Below are 24,083 nucleotides of genomic sequence, written 5' to 3'. Positions count from 1 at the left end.
CGAAAGTCGCAGACACCGCGCAGCTTTCGTCGGGGACGGTACGGCGGGACCACCCGGCACGGTGGGACGCATGAGGAAAACCGTTGCCACGCTCGCGCTCTCCGCATCACTCGCCACCCCGGCCGTGGCCGCCCTGCCGGCAGAAGCCGTCCCCGTGGCGAAGAAGCCCGTGACCGCCCTGCCGGCGCCGACCGGTGACCACCCGGTCGGCAGGACGGACCTGCACCTGATCGATGACAGCCGGCCCGACCCCTGGGTCCCCAGCCGGAAGGCGCGCGAGCTGATGGTCTCGATCTGGTACCCGGCGCGCAAGGCCACCGGGAAGCCCTCCCGGTACCTCACGCCACGGGAATCAGAACTGGTCATCAGAAGCGTGCCGCAGCTCAAGGACGTACCGGCGGACACCCTCGCCAAGACCAGGACGCACGCCCGCGCCGACGCTCCCGCGTTGCCGCGCAAGGGCGGCCGGCCCCTGGTGGTCCTGTCACCCGGCATGACGATGCCCCGCGCGACCATGACCTCGCTGGCCGAGGAGTTCGCCAGCCGCGGTTACCTGGTGGCGGGCATCGAGCACACCTACGAGTCGCTGGCGACCACGTTCCCCGGCGGCCGGACCGTCACCTTCGAGGCGGGAAAGGCCGGTCAGACCCCCGAGACGGGCGCGAAGGTGGCCCGGGTACGGGCCGCCGACACCGAGTTCGTGCTGGACCGGCTGGCCCAGAGCAAGCGCTGGAACCGGCTGATCGACGAGAGGCGGATCGCGATGGTCGGACACTCGGCGGGCGGCCAGAGCGCCGCGCACCTGCTGCCCTCCTCCAAGCGGATCAAGGCCGCGGTCAACCTCGACGGCACCTACCACCCCGGCACCCCGGCCAAGCCGCTGGACAAGCCCTTCATGATGATCGGCAATCCCCGGCACGCGCCGGGATACGGCGGGAGCGACGGCTCGTGGGACACGTTCTGGCCGCACGTGACCGGCGACTGGAAGCGCTGGCTGACCGTGACCGGCGCCGAGCACGCGAGCTTCACCGACTACGCGGTGCTCCAGCCCCAGCTCGGCCTGCCCGCGGCGCCGATGGACGGCGCGCGGTCGATCGGGATCACCCGCGCGTACGTGACCGCCTTCCTCGACCTGCACCTGAAGGGCGAGCGCCGGCCCCTGCTGGACAAGCCGTCGAAGGACTATCCCGAGGTGCGGTTCTGGTGATGGTGGAGTTCGTCGTCTCGGAGATCGCCTGGGAGGCCGACGACGCGATGGACACCGGCTCGCGGGGCTCAGTGCGTCACTTGCCACCAGAAGCCGTCCGGGTCGGTGAAAAAACCGGAATATCCCTCGGTAGTCCGCGTGGCGGCGACGGTGGTCCGGCCTCCGGCAGCGGCGGCCGCCGACAGGAGGAGATCGACTTCTTCCCGGGACTCGGCCCTGTGGGTGAGGACCATCGAGGGGAAGCCGTCGCCGTCCTTGGCCGTGCCCGCATCCCTGGCCAGGACCCCGCCTTCCATCAGGCACAGCCTGGCCGCGCCTGCGGCGGGGTGGAAGTCGATGTACTTGCTGCCGTAGTCCCGGTCGACCGACATGCCCAGGGCCTCGTAGAAGGCCTTCGACGCCTTCGGCGCGGATACGCCGAGAATGAGGGTGGTCTCAGTCGGCAGCGGACTTTCCGCCGCGGGGCCGGTGTCCTTGCCGGTGGCCGCCGCCAGCTTCCAGATGGCGCCGTCCGGTGCCCGGAACACCCCGGAGAACGAACCGAAGAGGGCCTTCTTGGCGGGCTTGAGAACCTCCGCGCCGCCGCGGACGGCGGCGTCCATCAGCGTCTTGACCTCGGTGGGCTGGTTGACGACATAGGTCAGCACGTAGCCGCGGAATCCCGGCGCCGCCGGTTGCGCGCCCGCGCCCGCGGCGAGCCTCTCGGCCGCGGACAGAGTGAGTCGCCCGGTCCCGTGCAGGTCGAGGTTCACCGAGTCGTCGTCGTCGGCGACGGTGGGGGAGAGCGTCGTGCTGTAGAACCTGCGCGCGGCCTCCACCTCGGGCGTCCCGAGGGTGATGACGTCGAGCGTGAGGCCCATGGAAGCTGGGGTGGCTGTGCTGTTCACGCGGGCAACGCTAGGTCCAGCCTGGAGGGCGACGCTTCTCGATTCCTGACCACTTCGGGATCGCGCCCTCGCCGCAGGGCGGGGCCCTCAGGCCGGGAAGTCGCCGGCGCGGCCGAGCAGGGCGGGCACCGGCGCGCCCAGCCGTTCGCCGATGTAGGCCGCGGCCTCGGTCAGCCGGCCCAGGTCCACTCCGGTACGGACGCGCGACCGGCGCAGGGCGTAGGCCAGGTCCTCGGTGGCGATGTTGCCGGTGGCGGCCGGGGCGAACGGGCAGCCGCCGATCCCGCCGCTGCTGGCGTCCAGCGCGCTCGCGCCGGCCTCGACGGCGGCCAGCGCGTTGGCGTACCCGGTGTTGCGGGTGTTGTGGAAGTGGAAGCGCAGCGGCAGGCCGGTGACGGCGCGCACCGCCTCGACCAGGCGGCGCACGTCGGCGGGCACGCCGACGCCGATCGTGTCGGCGAGCGCGATCTCGTCGGCGCCCGCCTCGGCGCAGCGCCGCACCATCGCGGCCACGTGGTCCGGCGACACCTCGCCCTCGAAGGGGCAGCCGAACGAGGCGCCGACCGTCGCGGTGACCGGCAGCCCGGCGGCGTGCGCGCGGGCCGAGACGGCGGCGAAGGAGTCGAGCGCCTCGGCGATGCTCATGCCCTGGTTGCGCCGGGAGAAGGTCTCGGTGGCGACCACGGTCATGTTGACCTCGTCGACTCCGGCGTCCAGCGCCCGGTCGAGGCCGCGCGCGTTGACGATCAGGCCGATGTAGCTGAGCCCGTCGCGTCTCGGCACCCGGGCCATCACCTGCTCGGCGTCGGCCATCTGCGGCACCAGGCGCGGGTGGACGAAGCTGACCGCCTCGATGCGGGTCAGCCCGGCGTCGGCCAGGGCCTCGATGTAGGCGACCTTGTCATCGGTGCCCACCAGGACGGACTCGTTCTGGAGCCCGTCCCTGGGGCCGACTTCGACGAGGTTCACTTCGGGGGGATGCATGCTTCCTGGATACCAACATGTATGCAAAAAATCCAGATATAAGGTCATAAAGGGAGATATCTGTCGTTGATGCATACAATCCTCATCCGGCCGCCCGGTCGAGGTCGTCGGCCTGGCGGGCGTACAGGCGGGCGTAGGCGTCCTGGCGGGCCAGGAGCTCCTCGTGGGTGCCCTGCTCCACCAGGCGGCCGCGGTCCAGCACGAGGATGCGGCCGGCGCCGGTCACCGTGGCCAGGCGGTGCGCGATGACCAGGAGGGTCCGGCCCTCGGCCAGGTCGTCGATCTGCCGCTGGATCTCGGCCTCCGTGTGCGTGTCGAGCTCGGAGGTCGCCTCGTCCAGGACGATGATCGGGGCGTCCTTCAGCAGGGCGCGGGCGATCGCCAGCCGCTGCCGCTGGCCGCCGGACAGCCGTTCGCCCATCTCGCCGATCACGGTGTCGTAGCCCTCGGGCATCGCCGTGATCGTGTCGTGCAGGGCGGCGCGGCGGCAGGCGGCCTCCAGCTCGTCCTGGGTGGCGGCCGGCCGGGCGAGCCTCAGGTTGGCGGCCACGGTGTCGTTGAACAGGTAGGTCCGCTGGCCGACCACGGCCACCAGGTCGCGCAGGTCGCCGAGGCCGAGCCGGTCGACCGGGACGCCGCCGACGCGCACCCTGCCGGAGTCCGGGTCCCAGAACCGGAGCAGGAGCGAGACCAGCGTGGACTTGCCCGAGCCGGACGCGCCGACGACGGCGTACCGCTCGCCCTCGGGGACGGTGAAGGAGACGTCCCGCAGCGCGGGAGCCGGCCCGCCCGGGTAGGTGAAGGTCACCGACTCGAAGGCGATCGACCGGCCGGCGGGCCGGGGCTCGGGGGAGCCGGGGTCGACGACCAGGGGCGGCCGGTCGGTGATCTCCCAGAGGCGGCGGGCGGCGGCGAACGCCTGCTCCAGGTCGGCGACGAACTCCTCCACGCCCAGCACCGGCCCGAAGGCCGCCAGGCCGATCGCGACGGTGATCGCGATGTCCTGCCAGCCGAGGCCCTGCGCGTGGCCGGTGAACAGGACCGCGATCATCCCGGCGGCGACGAGCAGCTCGTTGAGGCCCCGGCGCAGCGCGATCAGGCGGCCGAGCCGGCCGACGGCCGACGCGCCGGCGCCGCCGAGCGCGCCCAGCTCGGCCAGGCGGCGCGGCCCGTACCCGAAGGCGAGCACTTCCCTGATGCCCTGGACGCCGTCGGTGAGGTGCTGGGAGACCTCGCCGCGCGAGCGGCGCAGCTCGGTGGCGGCGGTGGCGGCGGCGCGGTGGCTCAGCCACGGGACCCCGATGCCCACCCCGATCAGGAACGGCGCGAGCACGAGCGCCACCACCGGGCTGAAGACCGTCCCCAGCACGGTCAGGGAGATCACCGGCACGACGGCGGCGGCCAGCGCCGGCGCGATGGTGTGGGCGTAGAACACCTCGATGCGGTCGATGTCCTTCATCACGCGGGCGAGCAGGTCGCCGGAGCGGCCGCCCTCGGTCCCGGCGGGCGCCTGCGGCTCGATCCGCTCGTAGAAGTCGTCGCGGAGCAGGGCGAGCAGCTTGAAGGCGACGAAGTGCCCCGAGTACTGCTCGACGTAGCGGAACAGGCCCTTGGCGAAGGCCATGACGACCATGGCCACGGCGATCCCGCCGATCACCTCCGGCTCGCCGGACACGACCCTGACCACGCCCCAGGCGCCCACGCCGTACAGGGCGATGCCCAGGCACTGCTGCAGCACGCGGAAGAGGACCGAGACGGCGAGCGGGACCAGGAGGGGCCGGCCGAAGGCCAGCAGCCGCCGGCTGATCTGGATCCTGGTCATCGTGACCTCACCGCCCTGGCGTAGTGGCCGTCGCCTGTCATCAGTTCCTCGTGCGTGCCCTGCTCGGTGACGGCTCCGTCCTCCAGGACCGCGATCCGGTCGGCGTCGCGGACGGTGGACAGCCGGTGCGCGATCATCAGCACGGTCCGCCCGGCGGTGAGCCGGTCCAGCGCGGCCAGGATCGCGGCCTCGGACTCCAGGTCCACGTTGGAGGTCGGCTCGTCGAGGACGAGGATGGGCGCGTCCTTCAGCGCGGCCCGCGCGATCGACACGCGCTGCGCCTGGCCGCCGGAGAGGGTCAGGCCGCGTTCGCCCACCGGCGTGTCGAGGTCCAGGTCGAGGTCGGCCACGGCGAGCGCCTCGCGCAGCCGGTCGTCGTCGGCGTCGGGCGCGGCGACCTTGAGGTTGTCCCTGAGCGTGCCGGTGAACAGGTAGGTCGTCTGGGCGACGACGCTGATCTGCTCGCGCACCCAGGCGGCGGGCACCGCGGTGACGTCGTGACCGCCGACGCGGATCGTGCCCTCGCCGGGGTCCAGGTTGCGCTGGAGCAGGGCGGCGACGGTGGTCTTGCCCGATCCCGAGGGGCCGACCAGCGCCAGTTTCTCGCCGGGCGCGATGGTGAAGCTCACCTCGCGCAGCACCGGGGTGTCCGGCAGGTAGCCGAAGCCGACCGCGTCGAAGGTCACCTCGGAGGTGGTCCTTGCCGGGTGCCCGGCGTCGGCGTCGGTGACCGAGGGCCGCTCCGCGAGCAGGGTCCTGATCTCCTTGGCGGCGGCCATGCCGCCCATGCCGACGTAGAAGAACTGGCCGACCTTGTCCAGCGGCTCGACGAGCTGGGTGGCCAGCAGCACCAGGGCGACCGCCTCGCCCGTGCCGATCGCGCCGTCGCGGAAGCGGATCATCGCCAGGACCGTCGCCGCGGTGATCATCCCCAGTGAGAAGACCGTGTCGATCACGAAGAGGATGACCTGGTTGCCGGCCAGCAGCCGCATGATCGCCTGGCGCAGGTCCTCCGAGGCTCTGGCCAGGGTCCGGCCGTGCGCGGTGCCCTGGTTGAAGAGCTTGAGCGTGGTCAGGCCCTGCAGGGCGTCCAGGAAGCGGGCGGCCAGCCGGTTGGCGGTGTCGCGGTAGCCGTCGCTGACCCTGGCGAAGGCCCGCTGGAAGACGCCGACGGTGAGCGGGATGGCCGGGACCGCGACGGCCAGGACGAGCGCGGTCCACGGGTCGACGAGGATCGCGATGGCGGCCAGCACGAGGATCGGCACGGTCATCGAGGCGAGGATCGGGCCGAGGAAGGTGGCGTAGTAGGTGGCGACGAGCTCGACGGCCTCGGTTCCGGTGGAGACCAGGCGGCCGGTCTGCTCGCTGGAGCGCAGCGGGGCGCCCAGCCGGAGCAGGTGGCGGTAGACCCGGTCGCGCAGGTCGAGCTCCAGCCGCCCGCCGGCCCTGACGGTGATCGCCGGCACCCAGGCGGCGCACAGCGCCCGGGCGACGGCCGCGACGGCCAGCCCGGCGACGACGCCGCCGTCAGGCGGCCCGCCCGCGGCGATCCGGCCGATCGCGTGGCCGGTGAACAGCAGCAGCGCGGTCGTGGCCAGGGCCTGGAGCCACGTGCCCAGCACGGACAGCAGGACCGGCCCGCGGATGGGCCGCATCAGCGACTCCACGTGAACCTCCGCGAATGTGCCACAGGCGACTTCGTCCGCGTCAGGAGCCAGACCCCCAGGGCGAAGGCCGACCAGTTCAGCGTGTTGAGGATCTCCTCCGCCCACTGCAAGGCGATCGTCTGCTCGGGCCGCGAGGCCAGCAGGCCCATCACGTACGTGCCGAGAAGGTTGAACCCGAACAGGTAGACCGCGGCGGCCGCCCCGGCCCGGCGGGACAGCAGCAGGAGCCGGATGCCCACGAGGGTGGCCGAGACGGTGGTCACGATCAGCATCGGCCAGGTGTCCATGACCGCGATCGCGGCGGCGACGCCCAGCAGGGCGAAGCCGGCGAACGCCCACGCCGGCGGCCGCCGGCCGGATCCGGTCCCCAGCAGCGCCCAGGCCATCAGCGTGAACCCGGTGCCGAGCAGGAAGAACTGGGCCTCGGCCAGCCACACGAGGTCCGGCCCGCGGATCGCCATGATCAGTTTCCAGACGGCCTTGAGCGCGCCGCCCAGCACCGTGAGCCAGCCGCCTGCGGCCACGGCCGGATGGCGGGCGTAGGGGACGAGCAGCGCGACCCCGACGGCCATGGCGATGACCGGCAGGAAGTCGACGAGGGCGAGGGAGAGTGGGTATTCCATGGCAACTCCCATTGGGGAAACGTCGTTTCCAAGTAAGACACGAGATCCATTGACGGGAAACAGTGTTTCCATAACGATGTGCGCATGGCGGGCGCTGACGACTACGTCGAGATCCCCGTCGCGGGCAGGGGCCCCCGGCGGGTGCGCCTGGACGCGGCGGCGCCGTTCGGATGGTGGCCCGCGATCTGCGTCGCGCTGATCGCCTTCGTCGACCGGGTGGAGTACAACCTGATGGCGGGGGCGCTGGCCGATATCCAGCGGGATCTCGGGTTCGGCGACACGGCGGGCGGCGCCATCGCGACCTCCGCCGCGCTGGCCGGCGTCATCCTGCTGATCCCCGCCGGGCGGCTGGCCGACCACGGCCGCAGGACCTGGACGCTGTTCCTGGTGGTGGCCGTCTGGTCACTGCTGACGCTCGGCAGCGGGCTGGTGACCTCGTACGCGATGCTGTTCGCCGTGCGGGTGCTGCTCGGCGGCACGGGGCTGCTCTACAACCCGGCCGCCTCCAGCCTGCTGGCCGACTACTTCCCGGGCGGCAGCCGGACCCGGGCGTTCTCGCTGGAGCGGTTCGGCTACTTCGCCGGGCCGCCGGTCGGCATCGTCGCCGGAGGCGCGCTGGCGGAGGCGTACGGCTGGCGGACCATGTTCTTCCTCGTGGCGGTGCCGGGCATGGTGATCGCCCTGCTCTGCCTGACCCTGCGCGAGCCCGAGCGGGGGACCGGGGACCGCATCGAGATGCTCAGGACGGGCCGGCGGCCGCAGCCCGCCGCCGCGCCGGAACGCCGCGGCCCGGTCCTGGCCGAGATGCGGGAGCTGCTCCGGATCAGGACCCTGCGCGCCATCGCCGTCGGGCTCGGCACGGTCTTCTTCGGGCTGGGCGGGCTGATGTTCTGGCTGCCCACTTTCTACCAGCGCGCCTTCGACCTGTCCGTGGGCGCCGCCTCGGGGCTGGCAGGCGGCGTCGGACTGCTCGGCATGGTCACCGGCAGCGTGCTCGGCGCCCGGCTCGGTGACAGGGGGCACCTGGTCAGGCCGGGATGGCGGGTGACCGTCGGCGCCTGGGGGCTGCTCGTCGGGGCGCTGGCCCTGACGGGTGTCGCCCTGCTGCTGGTGCTGCCGGTGCAGTTGCTCTGCCTGGCGGTCGCCTCGGGCGGGTTCCTGGTGGCCATCCCCAGCCTGACGGCGGCGGCCGCCGACGTGGTGCCCGCCGCGCGGCGAGGGCTCGGGTTCGCGCTGCTGCAGTTCCTGCTCTCCCTGGCGGGATCGGCTGGACCGCTGCTGGTCGGCGCGTTCTCCGACGCCACCGGATCGCTGCGCTGGGCGTACGCCATCCTCGCCGTCCCGTTGCTGGCCGGCGCGCTGCTGGCGTTCCGGGGCAGGGCGAGCCTGGAGGACGACAGGGGGACCGCCCTCCGGGCCCTTCAGTGATCGCGCAGGAGGGAGCCCGCGCCGTACACCTTGTCCTCGATGCCGTTGTCCCGCAGCGCCATCCACCAGGTGGCGGCGTTGATGGCGATGACGGGCTTGCCCAGCCAGCGCTCGGCCTCGTCGGCCAGCCGCACCATCGACAGGTTCGTCCCGCACTGCACCAGCACGTCCACCTCGGCGGAGTTCACCTCCACCAGCGCGTCGCGCAGCTCGGCCTCGCCCACGTGCGCGATCGACACGGCGGTGGGGCACTTGAGTCCCTTGATCGCGGTCACCTCGAAGCCGATCTCAGAGAAGAAACGGACCACGTTCTCGTCGCCGACCGGCTGGTAGGGGGTGACGACGCCGATCCGGCGGGCGCCGAAGAGCTTCAGCGCGCGCTCGCAGGCCTCGGCGCCGGTGGCGACCCGCAGGCCGGTGAGGCCGTGGATCTGCTCGACGAACTGCCGGTTGCCCTCGACGCCGCCCCAGAAGGTCTCCGCGGACATGCCCATGACCATGTAGTCGGGCTCGCAGGTCATCACCCGTTCGCAGGCGGCGCCGAGCTCGTCGCGGATCTGGCCGAGCAGGCGTTCCATGCCCTCATTTCCGGACATGTTCTGATCTCTGATGTGGATCCTGCCGAAGTGCGCGGTCACCCCCGGCACGGTCATCGCATAGAAGTCCGGCTCCACGATCGTGTTCGTCGACGGCGCGATCACGCCGAACTTGCGTCGCCAGCCGAGCGCGTCGGTCACGGCAGCACCTTTCTCCTCGTGAAGGGGGCGGTGGCGAAGCGGGCCATGACCTTGCGGTTGGTCAGCCAGCGGACGTGCGCGCCGTTCCCGATCCGGGCGAGCGCCTGCTCGGCCAGCCACGGGGTCACGGTCTCGACCCGGTCGGCCAGGATGTCGAAGATCTTGCGGGACTTCGGGTTCAGGTCGCGGACGAGCAGGTCGGTGACGACCATGCCGGGGCTGAGCAGCCCGACGGACACCCCGTCGGGCACCTCCTTGGCCAGGGCCTTGGTCAGGTAGGTCAGCGCCCGCTTGGTGGACCCGTACACCGACAGTCCGGGCACCGCCCGGCCGTCGCTGCCCAGGCCCTCCATGTTCCACACGTGGCCGTGGCCCTGGCCTGCCATGCCCGCCAGCGCCACCGCGCAGCCGTTGATCACCCCGTTCAGGTTGACGTCGACGACCGCGCGGGTCTCCTGCTCGGTCAGCTCCCACAGCGGCACGCGCCGCTGGGTGACGCCGGCGTTGTTGATCCACACGTCCACCCGGCCGTACTCGGCGACGGCCGTGTCCCACAGCTCGCGCACCTGGGCCCGGTCGGTGACGTCGGCGACGACGCCGAGCCCGTCCTCGGGCGCCTTGGCGCTGCCGCAGGTCACCACCTGGTGGCCGCGTGCCAGGAACTCCCTGACCAGGCCGCGCCCGATGCCGCGGCTGCCGCCGGTCACGACGATGACCATGTCAGCACCCCGTGCATCACCGCGGCGAGCGTGCCGCCCTCGAACAGTTCGTAGACCACCGCCAGTTCCGTCCCCGAGCCCATGCCGGGCGTGGCGTCGAGCATGAACTCCCGGCCCTTCAGCTTCCACACGTCCGCGAAGTGCACGCTGGGGTAGTCGGCCCGGCCGAACGCCTGGGCGTTGCCCCACGCGTCCGGCCCCTCGTAGAAGGAACGGCAGCCGTCGCGCCGCACGTCGGCCGCGTACTCCCGCTCCAGCGCGCCCGACCAGGTGACGCGCCGGCGGGTCCTCAGCAGGTCGAGCGGCTCCAGCTCGACCCGGACCTCGACCGTGCCGGCGGGCTTCTGGTCGGCGCCGAACAGCTCGCAGTCGCCGGCGAACGCGCCGCCGGTCTTGGTCGGCAGGATGTACGGGACCGGCCCGTTCCGCGTCTCGGCGGCGAGCCAGTCGGCGGTCCTGGCCGGGTCGCGGGTGTAGAGGCCGTTGAAGCAGCCCACGACCGCCGGCCCCTGGTAGAGCATCGAGGAGTAGACCTGGGTGTCGCCGATCACCTGGTTCCAGGTGTTGAGGTCCACCTGCCAGCCGGGGCCGTAGTAGTGCGCGTCGACGAAGGTCCCGTACGGCTGGCCGGTGCCGTAGAAGTCGGGGCCGGTGTAGATCCGGCTGGCGTCGGAGTCGACCACCCCGAAGGCGAACGGCGCGCCCAGCCGGAACCGGCCCGCCATCGGCCCGCCGCCTTCCAGGCCGCCGTCCATGTAGTAGGTGGTCACGCCGTCCTCGTGGACGGAGGAGCGGCGGATGTCCTCGTACCCCTGCCACGTCCCTGTCGCGTCGAACAGGGACGGCCTGCCGACCCATTCGCCCTCGATGCGCCGCTGCCACTCGCTCGGCTCGGTCAACGCAGAAGCTCCTCACGTACGGTCTCGGCCTGTTCCTCGCCGATCAGCCGGGTGACCTGGTGCCAGACGGGGTCCACGGCCGGGGAGAAGAGGTTGGCCCGGTTGACGCCATCACGCCCCGCCAGGTCACCGGAGGGCTCGGGCACTCCGCCGGCGACGAGCGCGAGCCAGTGGTCCAGGTAGGCGTCCACGGTGCCGCCGAGCTTGGCGAAGGCGTCCTCGGTGGCGCGGCACACCAGCATCCAGGGCGACATCATGGCCCGCTGCCGGGGGCCGATGGCGGCGGGGGAGAGGCCGTCGAGCTGCCAGGCTCCGTCGAGCGGCTCGGTGAGCGGCAGGAAGCAGGCGTCCAGATACTCCAGGCTGACGGCCAGGTCGGCCCGCGGGATCAGGTCCAGGTGCATGGCGTGGTACTCGGCGGAGGCGACCGAGTCCAGCGTGAAGTGCGGCACCGCGGAGCCCGGCCGGGTGAACACGAAGATCATGTGGCTGTCCAGCCCGATCTGCGGCACCACCAGGCCGACCGCGACCGCCTTGTCGACGACGGTCTCCTCCGCGGGGCGCAGCACCCGCAGGCGGCCGACCGGGGCGGGCGACATCGGCGAGGTGAGCGGCACGTCGCGGGCCGGGCGGAGCTCCAGGGCGTCGGTCAGCCGCTCCAGGACGCGCTCACTCAGCGCTTCGGGCAGGCTCATGGCTGTCTCCTCGGGTCTTGTGCACCCACGCACGGGCGAGTTCGGGATTGTCCCGGCGGGCCGGCGAAGGGATGACGGTGGCCTCGCGGCGCGGCACGTCCCCCATCACGATGTCGTCGCCGCCCAGCCACCAGCCGTCGTCGATCAGCTCCTGGCGGCGCCGCCGGTAGGCGATCTGCAGGGCGTCGCTGCGCAGGTGCAGCTCGGCCGCGAGGTCGAAGGGCAGCAGTTCGGGCCGCTGCGACTCCACCACCACCCGGTCCTGCTCGAAGATCCGCTGGATCCGCTTGACGGCGTTGCGGTCGGCCCACTTGCCGGTGAAGAAGTTGCGGTAGCCGACGAGCTTCACCATGGTGCGGCCCTGGGAGATCGGGATGTTGTGGTCGTACATGATCAGGTCGCCGAACGGGAGCCGGATGTGCAGCTTGACCACGTTCGGCAGGTACCAGCCGTTGGTGACCACGACGGGGTCGAGGCGCTTGGGGGACAGCATGCCCCACAGGCCCTTCGGCGCCGGCGGGTTGAGCAGGATGTCGGCCTCCGCGTGCCATTCGCCCTGCGTCACCTCGTAGTCCGGGATCTCCGGCTTGTCGGGGTTGCCGAAGGCGGTGCCGTGCACGAACGGGGTGTGCGCCGCGTCCACGACGTTCTCCATCGCCCGCTCGTAGTTCGCCTCGACGACGGTCTGCCAGTAGACGGCGCGGAAGGAGGGGTCGTCGTGCTCGGCCATGTGCGGGATCGGCGGGCGCTTGTCCTCGGGCAGGTCGCCCAGATAGGCCCAGACCAGGCCGTACTTCTCGACGATCGGGTAGGCGTCGACCCGGGCCTTCTTCGGGATGCCGCGGCCGGGCGGGTTCGCGGGGATCTTCACGCAGGTGCCGTCGGGCTCGTACTCCCAGCCGTGGTACGGGCAGGCGACGCGGTCCTCGACCAGCGTGCCCAGCGACAGGGCGCCGCCCCGGTGCACGCACAGGTCGGACAGGCAGGCCACCGAGCCGTCGCGCCGCCGCCAGATCACGAAGTCCTGCCCGAGGCAGGTGACCTTGCGCGGCCGGTGCTCGACGACGTGGCTGAACTCGATCGCGTACCAGAAGTTCTTAAGCATGCTTCCTCCTTACGGGCAGGCCGGACAGGACGGCCCGTGCCTCCGGTTCGTCGTGCAGATGGGTACGGAGGAACGCGGTGACCAGCCGGGCCAGTTCGGGCCGGGGCTGGGCGGTGGCAGGCAGATCCAGGAAGGCGCGCGCGGCCGTCGGATCCACCGGGTCGGCGATCATGAAGTGGTTGGCGCCGTCGAAGACGGCCAGCAGGTGCTCGCCGTCGCCGAGCGCCTCCTCGAAGGTCCGGGTGACGGGGTCCGTGGCGTGCCCGTCCTGGCCGTAGCGGTCGGCGCTGCCCATGATGACGCCGTCGCGGGTGCCGACCGACAGCAGCACGGGGCAGTCGGCCTGGGCGGGCACCACGGTGCCCGCGGGCCAGCCCAGCATGGTGGCGACCATGGTGTGCGCCCCGTAGGAGAAGACCGCCTTGACGCCGGGGAAGAAACTGGCCGACTGCATCGCCACCGTGCCGCCGGCGGAGTGGCCGCCGATGGCCACCCGGTCGAGGTCGAGCACGCCCTTGAGCAGCTCGATCTCCGCCAGCGAGGCCAGGACGGCGCCGATGGCCGGGCAGGTCGGGCGGGTGCCGTACTGTCCGGGGGCCGCGGCCTCCAGGTCGACGCCGGGGGTGAGCCCGTACTCGCCGCCGAACAGCTCGCCCACCCGGTCGAACGTCACGCACACGAACCCGGCAGCGGCGATCTCGACCGCGAGCCAGCGGTAGGCGTCCTGCCCGACGTTGATCCCGGACAGGAACAGCACGACCGGGTACGGTCCGCCGTCGGGCGGGAACGTGCCGGTCAGGCGGTCGCCCTCGGCGGCCGCCGGGTAGTGGACCTTGAGATGGGCGGTGCCGAACGGCGGCTCGCCACCCGTCTCCGCGGCCCACCACAGCGATCTGATCACGACGGCCTCGGCAGCACCCGGTCGCCGCCCCACAGGGCGCGGACGAGTTTGCCGGTCAGCTCCTCGCCGAAGAACCGCACGCCCATGACGTTGGCCGGGTCGCGGTCGGCGATGTTGCGGCGGATGGCCAGGTCGGTGGCGGCGAGCGCGGGCCGCCGTTCCTCCGGCACGGGCTCGGCCTCGTCCACCCAGGTCAGCCAGCGGTCCACGCGGTCGTCGAGCAGCTTCGCGACCAGGTCGATGTTGTCCTGGGCGCGGGGGAAGGAGTAGCAGTGCGCGACGGGCGACAGACTGGCCCGGATGAACCCGGCGCGGCTGGTGAACCAGGTGAAGTCCGGGTGCTCCTCCTTGAACCGGAGCCAGTCGGCGTCGAGCGGCGCGTAGTAGCGGTCGTAGTAGTCGCCGTCCTCGGTCAGGTTCACCCGGGGGATCGCGTCGGTGTAGAACCAGCCCTCCGGCCACACCAGCAGCGCGATGCCCAGGTGCGGCACGTCGATCTGCGGGCCGAGCCACACGGTCAGGTGCAGGTTGGCGAAGCTCGCCGTGGGGTTGCCCAGCCAGGAGTGGACCATCCAGTCCACCTCCGGGCCGGTGTAGGCCTCGATCCGGCCGCCGGGGCCGTCGGGGTAGGTGCCGTAGCTGTCGAACTGCTCGCTCGACGGGTCCCGGGTGAGCACGAACTTCGCCTCGATCCTGGCTTTGAGCCGGGCGAGGATGCCGCGCATCTGCTCGAAGGTCTCGGTGACGTCGACCACCGGGGACTCGTCGAGCATCTGCTCGACGTGCTGAAGCGTTTCCTTCACAGCTGATCTTCCCCAGTCTGTTACCGGTAAAGAAACGGTGTTTCCTTTGCAGGATCCCCCGAAAGCGTGACCCGTGTCCAGGACATCGGGCTATCCCTCGTGATCGACGACCGCCCGCGCGGCCAGCCTCGGACGCAGCCAGCCGGCCAGCTCCAGGTGGTCGGGATGCTCCTGGTAGCCGCGCAGTTCGTCGGCGGACTCGTGCCTGGTGACCAGGCACAGGTCGTAGGAGACAGGCGAGTGGACCACGTCCAGGTGCGCGGAGAGCTCCCTGATCTGCGGCACCCTGCCCGCCAGCGCTTCGAGCCGCTCCTTGGCCTCGGGCGCGTCGGCGGGATCGGTGAACTTCATCAGCACGACGTGGGTCAGCACAGGCTGCCTCCTCTGGACATCTCGCCCTGTTTCGCGAGATTGTAGGCATTGGAAACGCCGTTTCTCTAGATGTAACAGGGAGGCGCTGTGGTGCGCGTCGCCGCGGTGCAGTTCGAGGCCGGCCAGGACGTCGCCGCGAACCTCGCCACCAGCCTTCGCATGATCGGCGAGGCCGCCGGCCGCGGCGCCGAGCTGATCGTGTTACCCGAGTTCTGCAACCATCTGTCCTGGTACGAGAGCCGCGAGCACGCCCGCGAGATGGCCTGCCGGCACGGGGACCCCTTCCTGGCCGCCGTCGCCGGCGCCGCCCGACGGCACCGCGCCCACGTCAAGATCGGCGTCACCCTGGCCCGTGACGACGGCCGCACCACCGGCGCGTCCCTCCTCTACGGCCCCGGCGGCGAGCTGCTGGGCGAGGCGGACAAGCAGATCCTGATGGGCGCCGAGAACGACCACCTCGACCCGGCGACCGCCCCCGGCCCGGTGGTGGACACCGCCGCCGGCCGCGTCGGCATGTACGCCTGCATGGAAGGCGTCATCAACGAGGTCACCAGAGGGCTGGCGGTGCGTGGCGCGCAGATCCTGCTCAACAGCCTGAACTCGTTCGCCACCGACGAGGCCTCGCTGCACGTCCCGGTCCGCGCGGCCGAGAACAAGGTGTGGGTCGTCGCCGCCAACAAGGTCGGCCCGCTGATCCCCGCCGACCGGCTGGCGCAGGTCGGCGCCGGTCTCGGGGTGCCGGTCGGCTGGCTGCACGGCGCGGGCGAGAGCCAGATCGTCGCCCCGGACGGCACCGTCGTGGCCCGGGCCCCGCGCACCGGCGAGGCCGTGGTGGTCGCCGACATCGACCCGGCCGCCGCCGACGCCGGCCGCGCCCGCCTCCTCGCCACCCGCCGTCCCGCCCGCTACGCCGCCATCACCCGGCCCCCGCGCGGCCGCACCGCCCCGCCGGGCGCGGCCGTCCTCCCGGTCGCGGTGGTCCGCGCCGGCGCCCCCGCCGTCCGCCGGGCCGCCCGCGACGGCGCCCTGCTCATCGTCCTGCCGGAAGGCTCCCCGCTGTCGGCGGCGGAGGCCTCGGCCGCGGTACGGGACACGCCGGCCCATGTGGTGACCGGCACCGGCGCCCTGGTGAACGCCACCGGCGAGGTACCCCGCGAAGACCCACCCGGGCCCAGCGCCGGGGACCCCGGCGGGTCCGCTGGGGACGCTTCCGGCGTCGGCCCCTGCCCGATCCACCGGTTGCCCTGGGGACGGCTGGCGATCGTCGCCGGTGAGGACGCGCGGCATCCGGAGGAGTTCCGGCTGGCGGCGCTGGCCGACGCCGACGTGGTCGCGGTCCCGTACACCGCCAGGGAGCCGTGGGAGCTGCGGCTCGGCCTGCTGGAGAGGGCGGCGGAGAACCGGCTCAACCTGGTGGTGGCCGGGCAGGACGGCCCGGACGGCGTGGCGGGGCTCGTCCTGGCCGCGCCCCGGGACTTCACGCTCTGGACCGCCTGGGAGGGGCCGTTCACCGGCCGCATCAGCCACCCCGTGGTGACCACGGTGAAGAACGCGGACGAGGTCGTGCACGCCGTGGTGTGGCCGGAGCAGGCGGTCAACCGGCACGTCTCCCGGGGCACCGACCTGGTGGACGGCCGCCCCTGGCACCTGTCCGGAGCCTTGCTCGGCCAGGCAGGCTGACGAGCACCGGGTCGGTGCTCGTCAGGCCGGGTAGGCGGTCGCGGGCAGGCCGGCGCCGCCGTCGCGGAAGGCCGCGGGGGCGTGCACGACCGCGCTCTGGACGTACTCCAGGAGCCCTTCTTCGCCGTACTCCCGGCCGTAGCCGCTGCGCTTGACACCGCCGAAGGGGGCGCGCAGGGACATGCCGGTGCGGTTGTGGGTGTTGACGAAGACGTAGCCGGCTTCGAGGCGGGCGGCCAGGTCGAAGGCGCGGTCCTCGTCGGCGGACCACACCGAGGCGGCGAGGCCGAGATCCCCCGCGTTGGCCCTGGCCGGCAGCTCCTCCTCGGTGTCGTAGGGCAGCAACGGCACCGCCGGGCCGAACTGCTCCTCGGTGACCAGGGGCGCCTGGTCGTCCAGCCCGGTCACGAGGGTTGGGGTCACGAAATATCCGGATTCGAGGCCGCCGACTGCCCGCCCGAGCGGCACCGCCGTACCCCCACGGGAGAGCGACCCCGCGACCAGCGCCCGGATCCGGTCGGCGGCCGGGCCGGAGATGACCGGCCCCATGGTGACCCCGGGCGTGAGCGGATCGCCGACGACCAGGACCCGCTCCGCCGCCGCCGTGTACGCCTCGGTGAACTCCGCCATCCGGGCGCGCGGCACGTACAGCCGTTTGGCGGCCATGCACACCTGCCCGCTGGTCGCGAACGTCGCCATGACCAGCCGCTCGTAGTCGTCGCCGGACAGCGCGAAGTCCGGCAGGAAGATCGCCGGGTCGTTGCCGCCGAGCTCCATGACCGAAGACGTGAGCATCGAACCGGCCGCCGCCGCGATCTCCCGCCCGGCCGCGTCGCCGCCGGTGAAGGCCACCTTGCGGACCGCCGGGTGGGTGACGAGCGCCCGCCCGGCCGGCGCGCCCCCGTGCACCACCTCCACTGTGGGCAGCGCCGCGGCCACCTCGCTCACGGCCAGCGGCGCCAGCGGCGACGGCTTGAGCACCACCGCGTTGCCCGCCGCCAGCGCGGGCGCCAGCTTGACCATGGCCAGGATGACCGGGGCGTTCCACGGCGTGACGCACCCCACCACCCCGTACGGTGCGCGCCGCACGACCAGGCGGCCCGCGGCGTCGTCGATCTCGGCCGGAGCGAGCACCCGGGGCGCGTTGTCGCACACCCAGCGCAGGTACGTGAGCGCGAACGAGATCTCGCCCCGGCAGTCGGCCAGCGGCTTGCCCGACTCGCGCGCCAGCAGCATGGCCAGCTCGCCGGTCCTGCCGTCGATGACCCCCGCGGCCTCCCGCAGCACGGCCACCCGATCCCCGATCGGCCGCGCCGCCCACTCCCGCCGCGCCTCGCCGGCCCGCCGCACCGCCGCGTCCACGCCGTCCGCGCCGGTGACGGGAACCCGGCCCACGACCTCGGCGACCCGTGCGGGGTTCTCCCGCCTGATCACGTCCACCACGCCTCCTTTCCGCCCGCTACCCGGCCGTCCAGCGGGATGTTCCTCGTGCCCAGGCGGTGCTTGCCCGCCCCCTCTGAGAGCGGGCTTCTCTCCCGAGCGGTGCTTGCCCCCCGGCGGGGAGCGGAGTGTCATCTGAGGGACGTGATCAGGCAGGCGCGCAGCAGGTGCGCTCTGGCGGCCTTCGGGTCGGCGGCCAGGGCGCGCAGTTCGGCGTGGTGGGCGGCGGGGTCGGCCGAGCGCAGCTTCTCCCAGTTGCCGTGACTGATCGCGCGCACGTGCTGGAGCGCCACCTGCCGCCTCCTGGCGGCGACCGCGTCGACCGCCCCGGGATCGTCCTGGAGCAGGGCGCCGGCGAGCAGGACCGCGTCGTGGATGCCGCTGTTCATGCCGAGCCCGCCCAGCGGGTTGTTGACGTGGGCCGCGTCCCCGGCCAGCAGGACGGGCCCGTGCCGGAAGCGGGCGGCCACCCGCTGGTGGACCCGGTAGAGCGAGGCGTGCGCGACCTTCCAGTCACGCCCGGGGTCGGCGACGGCCCGCAGCCGACCGGCCAGCCGGGCGAGCTCCGCCTGGTCGGAGGTGCCGCCGGGGGTGGGCAGCAGCACCCGCCAGTGGTCGGGCGTGCGCAGCAGGACGAGCCACTCCTCTGGGTCGAAGACGTAGTTGATCGGCGCGATGCCCGGCAGCAGCCCGTCCAGGTCCTCGTCCGTGGAGGCGACCAGGAACCGTTCGGGGTACGTGATGCCTTCGAACGGGATCCCGAGCGCCCGCCGTACCGTCGAGTGGGCGCCGTCGGCGGCGATCAGCCGGTCGGCGGCGAACCGCGCGCCATCCGCGGTGGTCACCAGCACGCCGCCGCCGCGCGGCAGGACCTCGCGGACCGCCGACCCGAACAGCACCTCGCCGCCGTGCCGGACCAGGTGCTCCATCAGGATCGGGGTCAGCTTGCTCTGCTCGCACTGCACCCGGTACGGGTACGGCGTGTCCGCGGCGAGCACGCCCATGTCGAGGGTGGCGATGGCGCCGCCCCGCCGGTCGCGGTACTGGAAGGTACGCGCGACCAGGCCGAGGGCCATCAGCTCCGGCAGCACGCCGAGCCCGGCGAGCATCTCCAGCGTCGGCGGGTGGAAGGTGGAGGCCCGCGACTCGGCGGCCAGGCCAGGCCCGGCTTCCAGGACGGTCACCGGCACCCCGCCGCGCGCCAGGGTGAGCGCCGCGGTCAGCCCCACCGGCCCGGCCCCGGCGACCAGCACGCGGCTCACGGCGCCCGCTCGACGCCGACCACGCGGGTGCCGGTGAAGAACCGGATGGTCTCCGCCGTGCCCTCGTCCACCAGCCCGGACAGCCCCCACGCCGGTCGCGGCGTGAACAGGTGCAGGCTCAGCACACTGGACCCGTTGACCTTGACCTCGCCGGCGCGCACCCGCCGGGCGACGTCCAGCGCCCGTTCCTCGTCGGCGCCGACGACATACCCTTCGAGCCCGTACGGTGTCGCGTTGGCCAGCGCGACCGCCTCCTCCTCGGTGTCGTAGGGCACCACGGCGGCGACCGGCCCGAAGATCTCGTCGGCCAGGTCGGCTCCGGTGATGAGAGCGGGCGCCAGGTAGTTGCCTTTGCCGGGCATGTCACCGTACGAGATGGCCTGTCCTCCGGCGTTCTCCGTCGCGTCCCGTACCCGCCGGAGGTGGGCGGAGTGGACGAGCGGGCCGTACTCGGTCTCCGGATCGAGCGGGTCGCCGGCGCGCAGCGCGGCGAGCCGCTCGCCGACGGCCGCCACCAGCTCGGGCAGGCGCGGGCGGGGCACGATCAGCCGGCCCAGCGCCCGGCACCACTGGCCGTTGAGCGAGGTGAGCAGCTCGGCGGCGGACGCGGCGGCGGCGCCGGTGCCGGCGTCGGGCAGCACCACGAGCGGGTTGTTGCCGCCGAGCTCCAGCTGGGCGGGCCGGAGCGCGCTCGCGCAGGCGGCGGCGACGGCGCGGCCGCCGGCCAGGCCGCCGGTGAAGGAGACGGCGCGGATCCGCGGGTCCGCGGCCAGCAGGGCTCCAGTGCGGGCGTCGCCCATGACGAGCTGGAAGACGCCGGGTGGCAGTATCTCGCCGAGGACCTCGGCCAGCACCCGGGTGCCGTAGGGGGCGTACTCGCTGACCTTGAGCACGACGGGGCACCCCGCCGCCAGCGCGCTCGCGGCCTTGTGGGCGGCCATCGGGGCGGGCGCGTTCCACGGCACCAGGCACAGGGCGGGGCCCCAGGGCAGGCGGTGCACCTCGACCCCGTCACGGTCGGCGCGCAGCAGCCCTTGCCTGATCTGGGCGGCGGCCAGCGCGAACGCGCCGTGCACGATCAGCCCGAGCCCGGTGGTCTGCCGGATCGGCACGCCGGTGGCGAAGGACTCCAGGGCGGTGATCTCGCCGGTCCGGTCCCGCAGCGCGGCCGAGGCGGCGTCGAGCAGGTCGGCCCGCCGCTCGGCGGGGGTGCCCGCCCAGGCGGCGGCCACCCGGTCGGCGGCCGCGAGCGCCGCCTCGGCGCGCGCGCCGGACGAGCCGAGCGCGCGGGCGGCGGGCTCGCCGGTGGCGGGGTTCTCCAGGTCGAAGCCGAGGTCCTCGGTGCAGCGGGCCCAGCGGCCGTCGACGAGGTCGGCGGTCTCCGGCAGCTCGATCATGGCCGCTCCGCGGTGGCGAACAGCGCGTTCTCCTGCGCCTGGGTCACCAGCTGGGCGACCTCCAGCCTGCCGCGTTCGGCCGGGAACGTCATGACCAGCCCCATCGCCAGGTCGCGCAGCGCCCGGCCGGCCGTGCCGCCCATCATGGCGCCGGAGGTGCCCGAGGCCTTGAACGCGCCGAGCGCCACCTGGAAGCAGGCCTCGGTGACCGACCCCTTGCCCATCCGCCACTGGCGGAAGACCTCGGGCTTGGGCCGCAGCGGCGGCTCGGAGGTCTCCAGCACCAGCTGGCGGCGCAGCCACAGGTAGGCGGTCTCCAGCTGGACGGTCATCTCGCCGATGAGCTGCTGGTGCATGGGCGAAGAGGCGATCGGCCGGCCGGTGTCGGCGAACGTCTTGCGGGTGAGCTGCTCGACGGTGACGTCGTAGACGTTCTGCGCGCAGCCGGTGTAGACGGCGGCGATGGCGAGCTGGTTGCCGACGAAGCTGCCGCGGCTCATCCTGAGCATCCGGGTGAACGCCCCCGGCACGGTCAGCGCCTCGTCCTCGGGGACGAACACCCGCTCCAGCCTGATGCCGTTGTTGGCGGTGGCCCGCATGCCGAGCCCGTCCCACGGCGCGCGGGTGGAGACGCCCGCCGCGTCGCGCGGCACCAGGAACGTGACCAGGCCCTCGGCGGTGTCGTGGCCCTCCAGCTTGGCCGTGGTCAGGTAGTAGTCGGCGACGCCGGTGGCGCAGCCGAACGACTTCTCGCCGTCCAGCAGCCAGCCGCCGTCGGTGCGGCGCGCGGTGGTGGCGATGGTGATGTTGGCGGTGGAGCTCTTGACGGACTCGGAGGCGAAGTTGGCCAGCCAGACGCCGGAGGCCATCCTGGTCAGCACCTTCTCGGCGAACGCCCGTACGGCGGGGATCTCGCCGTCGTCGAACAGGCCGGCCTCGATCGCCTCCAGCGGCAGCAGGCCGCGGGAGGCGCTGGTGTTGTGGAAGAAGTAGGCCAGGGCGGTGGACGGGCAGGCGGTGCCCATCGCGAACGTCGCGGCGGCGAGGTCGCGCAGCGTGCCGCCGAGCCCGCCGTACTTCTCCGGCACCACGAGGCCGAGCAGCCCGGCGTCGCGCAGCAGCGCGACGTGCTCGATCGGGAAGCGGGCCTCCTCGTCGGCCTTGACGGCGGCGGCGCGCAGCGCGGGCAGCACGGCTTCGACGCGTTCCGCGCGGGCGCGTTCGGCCTCGGTCATGTCGTCGACGAGCCGTTCACCGGTCAGATCGTGGGTCACGTTCTCCCCTTAGTTGGCGAATCTGTAGGTGCGTCCGGGCAGCACGGACCCCCAGGTGCTCTCCAGCTCGGCGGCGCTGGCGACCAGCACCGACCGGTCGACGGCGCTGTCGACGTCGAGCTGGCCGGCCAGGAACAGCACGTCCTCGGCGGGCAGCGCGCCGTCGAGGCCGCCCAGCGTGGTGTCGAAGTGCCGCACCCCGCTCTTCATCGCGACCAGCGCGTTGACCAGGCCGATGCCGTGGCGTTCGCGCAGGCCGACGCGGACGGTGGCCTGTCGCGCGGCCGCGGCGGCGTCCTGGAGCAGGCCGCGGACCCGGACCGGGGTCGCGGGGACGGCGCCCTCTTCCAGCCCGATCTCGTCGCAGCCGAGCTCGGCCAGCCGGGCGACGGTGGCCATGACCTGTTCGGCGCGGTCCGCGGCGAAGGCCTCGGGGACGTGCCCGACGGTGGCCAGTCCGGCGCGGCGGGCGGCCTCCAGGACGCGGGCGGCCGGTCCGGGTTCCGCGGCGGTGAACTCGGCCACTCCCGCTCCTGCCGAGGCCACGGCCCGCACCTGGGCGGGTTCGGTGATCAGGGCCGAGGCGGTGGCCGGGTCGAGGTCCCGCGCGAACGCGTACGGATCGAACTCGTACGGGTCGAACAGGCGTACGCGGCTGCCGGCGGCGCGCAGCGCGCGGGCGATGCCGGCCATCCGGGCGCCGGTGAAGCCGCGGGCGCGCAGCACGGCGAGCAGCCCGGTGTCGGCCACGCCGATGTGGTCGGGCAGCGGGTCGGCGAGCTGGCCCCAGGCGCGCGAGTGGAACAGCACCGGCGCCACCCGGCGCGGGGTGGCGCTCGTGAGCACCTCGCCGACGAAGATCGTGTGGTCTCCTCCCGGGTACGCGTGCGCGACCCGGCAGTCGAGCCAGGCGACGGAGTCGGCGAGCACGGGGGAGCCGCTCGGGCCCGGGGTCCAGGCGGTGCCGGCGAACCTGTCGGCGGCGGGCTCCTGGCCGGCGAACCTGCGGCCGATCGCGACTTGGTCCTTGCCGAGCACGCTGACGGCGAAGAAGCCGTGCTCGGTCACCAGCCGGTGGGTCCTGGTGCCGCGTGCCAGGCAGATGAGCACCATCGGCGGGTCGAGGCTCACGCTCGCGAAGGAGCTGGCGGTCATGCCGTGCCAGGCGCCCGCGGCCCCGGTGGTCACGATGACCACGCCGCTCGGCCACTGCGCCATGGCCGCGCGGAAGGACTCGCCGTCTGCAGTCACCGGTCTCCATATGTTCCATTGATGGAAACAGTGTCACGCTGAAGGTAACGAACGGCCATTTTCGTGTCAATGTGACGGCGTTTCCCCAAGGGAAATAGACTGGGCGTGTCGTCGATCTACGAGGGGGTCAGGTGCACGCCCAGGCCGAGTCGGAGAACCAGAGCCGTTCCATCGCCGCGGTGGAGCGTGCCATGGACGTTCTGCTGCTGTTCGGCCGGAGCACGCGCCCTGACCTGGGGGTCACCGAGATCGCCACCGAGCTCGACCTGACCAAGGCGGCGGTCCACCGCATCCTCACCGCGCTGCGCAACCGCGACCTCATCGCCGTCGACCCGGTCACCAGGCGCTACTCGCTGGGCCACGCCGCCATCGCGCTCGGCCGGGCCTACCTGGCGCGCACCGACCTGCGGGCGATGGCCGGTCCCGAGCTGCGCCGGCTGTCGGCCCAGTCGGGCGAGACCGCCACCCTGTCGGTGCGGCGCGGCGACACCCGCCTCTACGTGGAGCAGGTCGTGCCCGACCATGACCTGCGCATGGAGGTCTCGCTGGGCATCCCCTACCCGCTGCACGCGGGCAGCTCCTCCAAGGCCATCCTGGCGTTCCTGCGCGAGGAGGAGATCGAGGGCTTCCTGTCCAGGCACCAGCTCACCGCCCTCACCGGCAGGACGATCACGGACGCCGTCAGGCTGCGGGCCGAGCTGGCGGCGATCCGGCGGCGCGGCTACGCCTCCTCGCTCGGGGAACGCCTGGAGGGCGCGGCGTCGATCGCCGCCCCCGTCTTCGACCACGACGGGCTGGTGATCGCCGCGGTCAGCGTCGCGGGGCCGAGCAGCCGCTTCAAGCCGCGCATGCAGGAGCAGGCGCCCCTCGTCGTGGAGTCGGCGTCCCGGCTGTCGGCCCAGCTCGGCCACTCCGGCTGAGCGTCCTCCC

The 24,083-nt window shown here is 73.0% G+C and carries 22 protein-coding genes; 4 read left to right on the top strand and 18 right to left on the bottom strand.

Features of this window, described 5'->3' with window-relative positions; all coding sequences use genetic code 11:
• Positions 1–70 precede the first annotated feature (70 nt).
• The gene (locus FR742_RS15560) at positions 71–1,207 is read left to right on the top strand and encodes an alpha/beta hydrolase (protein ID WP_148031623.1); all 1,137 of its coding nucleotides are present in this window, start codon (positions 71–73) and stop codon (positions 1,205–1,207) included.
• 68 nt (positions 1,208–1,275) lie between these two features.
• Here FR742_RS15560 and FR742_RS15555 read toward each other — a convergent pair whose 3' ends face one another.
• The 5 genes from FR742_RS15555 to FR742_RS15535 all read right to left on the bottom strand — a co-directional run bounded on the left by FR742_RS15555 (position 1,276) and on the right by FR742_RS15535 (position 7,190).
• A complete protein-coding gene (locus tag FR742_RS15555; protein ID WP_222708937.1) occupies positions 1,276–2,094 on the bottom strand; it encodes a VOC family protein in 819 nt (272 codons plus the stop codon).
• An 87-nt stretch (positions 2,095–2,181) separates the two neighbouring features.
• Entirely contained in the window at positions 2,182–3,078 is an 897-nt protein-coding gene (locus FR742_RS15550) for a hydroxymethylglutaryl-CoA lyase (RefSeq protein WP_148031622.1), read from the bottom strand.
• 82 nt (positions 3,079–3,160) lie between these two features.
• A complete protein-coding gene (gene cydC / locus FR742_RS15545; RefSeq protein WP_148031621.1) occupies positions 3,161–4,900 on the bottom strand; it encodes a thiol reductant ABC exporter subunit CydC in 1,740 nt (579 codons plus the stop codon).
• Positions 4,897–6,555: an ABC transporter ATP-binding protein/permease gene (locus FR742_RS15540; RefSeq protein WP_148031620.1), complete on the bottom strand. Its 1,659-nt coding sequence runs from the start codon at positions 6,553–6,555 to the stop codon at positions 4,897–4,899. The genes cydC and FR742_RS15540 overlap by 4 nt, the downstream gene beginning before the upstream one ends.
• Positions 6,555–7,190, bottom strand: a complete 636-nt coding sequence (locus FR742_RS15535; RefSeq protein ID WP_148031619.1) for a hypothetical protein — start codon at positions 7,188–7,190, stop codon at positions 6,555–6,557. The genes FR742_RS15540 and FR742_RS15535 overlap by 1 nt, the downstream gene beginning before the upstream one ends.
• Before the next feature lie 84 nt (positions 7,191–7,274).
• Between FR742_RS15535 and FR742_RS15530 the strand changes: the two genes are divergently transcribed.
• Positions 7,275–8,618, top strand: coding sequence for an MFS transporter (locus FR742_RS15530; protein ID WP_148031618.1), 1,344 nt, complete (start codon positions 7,275–7,277; stop codon positions 8,616–8,618).
• Here FR742_RS15530 and FR742_RS15525 read toward each other — a convergent pair.
• From FR742_RS15525 to FR742_RS15490, 8 genes are all read right to left on the bottom strand, one after another.
• A complete protein-coding gene (locus tag FR742_RS15525; protein ID WP_148031617.1) occupies positions 8,612–9,355 on the bottom strand; it encodes an arylmalonate decarboxylase in 744 nt (247 codons plus the stop codon). The two genes, FR742_RS15530 and FR742_RS15525, sit on opposite strands and share 7 nt — an antisense overlap.
• Positions 9,352–10,074, bottom strand: a complete 723-nt coding sequence (locus FR742_RS15520) for an SDR family oxidoreductase (protein WP_148031616.1) — start codon at positions 10,072–10,074, stop codon at positions 9,352–9,354. The genes FR742_RS15525 and FR742_RS15520 overlap by 4 nt, the downstream gene beginning before the upstream one ends.
• Positions 10,059–10,973, bottom strand: coding sequence for a hypothetical protein (locus FR742_RS15515; RefSeq protein ID WP_148031615.1), 915 nt, complete (start codon positions 10,971–10,973; stop codon positions 10,059–10,061). The genes FR742_RS15520 and FR742_RS15515 overlap by 16 nt, the downstream gene beginning before the upstream one ends.
• Positions 10,970–11,668: a hypothetical protein gene (locus FR742_RS15510; protein ID WP_148031614.1), complete on the bottom strand. Its 699-nt coding sequence runs from the start codon at positions 11,666–11,668 to the stop codon at positions 10,970–10,972. The genes FR742_RS15515 and FR742_RS15510 overlap by 4 nt, the downstream gene beginning before the upstream one ends.
• Positions 11,643–12,773, bottom strand: coding sequence for an aromatic ring-hydroxylating dioxygenase subunit alpha (locus tag FR742_RS15505; protein ID WP_148031613.1), 1,131 nt, complete (start codon positions 12,771–12,773; stop codon positions 11,643–11,645). The genes FR742_RS15510 and FR742_RS15505 overlap by 26 nt, the downstream gene beginning before the upstream one ends.
• Positions 12,766–13,674, bottom strand: a complete 909-nt coding sequence (locus FR742_RS15500; protein ID WP_148031612.1) for a dienelactone hydrolase family protein — start codon at positions 13,672–13,674, stop codon at positions 12,766–12,768. The genes FR742_RS15505 and FR742_RS15500 overlap by 8 nt, the downstream gene beginning before the upstream one ends.
• Positions 13,671–14,477, bottom strand: a complete 807-nt coding sequence (locus FR742_RS15495) for an oxidoreductase (protein WP_148031611.1) — start codon at positions 14,475–14,477, stop codon at positions 13,671–13,673. Before FR742_RS15495 ends, FR742_RS15500 begins: the two co-directional genes overlap by 4 nt.
• A 90-nt stretch (positions 14,478–14,567) precedes the next feature.
• Positions 14,568–14,849 carry a Dabb family protein gene (locus FR742_RS15490; protein WP_148031610.1) on the bottom strand — a complete coding sequence of 94 codons (282 nt, stop codon included), beginning with the start codon at positions 14,847–14,849 and terminating at the stop codon, positions 14,568–14,570.
• Between the two features lie 87 nt (positions 14,850–14,936).
• Here FR742_RS15490 and FR742_RS15485 point away from each other — a divergent pair, with 87 nt between their 5' ends.
• On the top strand, positions 14,937–16,529 hold the full coding sequence (locus FR742_RS15485) for a carbon-nitrogen hydrolase family protein (RefSeq protein WP_148031609.1): 1,593 nt from the start codon (positions 14,937–14,939) through the stop codon (positions 16,527–16,529).
• A gap of 21 nt (positions 16,530–16,550) precedes the next feature.
• On the opposite strand, the gene FR742_RS15480 is transcribed toward FR742_RS15485, so the two are convergent.
• The 5 genes from FR742_RS15480 to FR742_RS15460 form a co-directional block, all read right to left on the bottom strand.
• Positions 16,551–17,969 (bottom strand): aldehyde dehydrogenase family protein, encoded by a 1,419-nt coding sequence (locus FR742_RS15480; RefSeq protein WP_148031608.1) that lies wholly within the window; start codon positions 17,967–17,969, stop codon positions 16,551–16,553.
• 131 nt (positions 17,970–18,100) lie between these two features.
• Positions 18,101–19,231 (bottom strand): NAD(P)/FAD-dependent oxidoreductase, encoded by a 1,131-nt coding sequence (locus FR742_RS15475; RefSeq protein ID WP_148031607.1) that lies wholly within the window; start codon positions 19,229–19,231, stop codon positions 18,101–18,103.
• Positions 19,228–20,628 (bottom strand): aldehyde dehydrogenase, encoded by a 1,401-nt coding sequence (locus FR742_RS15470; protein WP_148031606.1) that lies wholly within the window; start codon positions 20,626–20,628, stop codon positions 19,228–19,230. Before FR742_RS15470 ends, FR742_RS15475 begins: the two co-directional genes overlap by 4 nt.
• Entirely contained in the window at positions 20,625–21,902 is a 1,278-nt protein-coding gene (locus FR742_RS15465; RefSeq protein WP_148031605.1) for an acyl-CoA dehydrogenase family protein, read from the bottom strand. Before FR742_RS15465 ends, FR742_RS15470 begins: the two co-directional genes overlap by 4 nt.
• 9 nt (positions 21,903–21,911) lie before the next feature.
• Positions 21,912–23,153, bottom strand: coding sequence for a flavin reductase (locus FR742_RS15460; protein WP_148031604.1), 1,242 nt, complete (start codon positions 23,151–23,153; stop codon positions 21,912–21,914).
• Between the two features lie 131 nt (positions 23,154–23,284).
• Here FR742_RS15460 and FR742_RS15455 point away from each other — a divergent pair, with 131 nt between their 5' ends.
• Entirely contained in the window at positions 23,285–24,073 is a 789-nt protein-coding gene (locus FR742_RS15455; RefSeq protein WP_261808552.1) for an IclR family transcriptional regulator, read from the top strand.
• Positions 24,074–24,083: the final 10 nt, after the last annotated feature.

This window comes from Nonomuraea sp. C10, assembly GCF_008017515.1.
Taxonomy (GTDB): Bacteria; Actinomycetota; Actinomycetes; order Streptosporangiales; family Streptosporangiaceae; genus Nonomuraea; species Nonomuraea ferruginea.
This window is presented reverse-complemented; position numbering and strand designations above follow the sequence as displayed.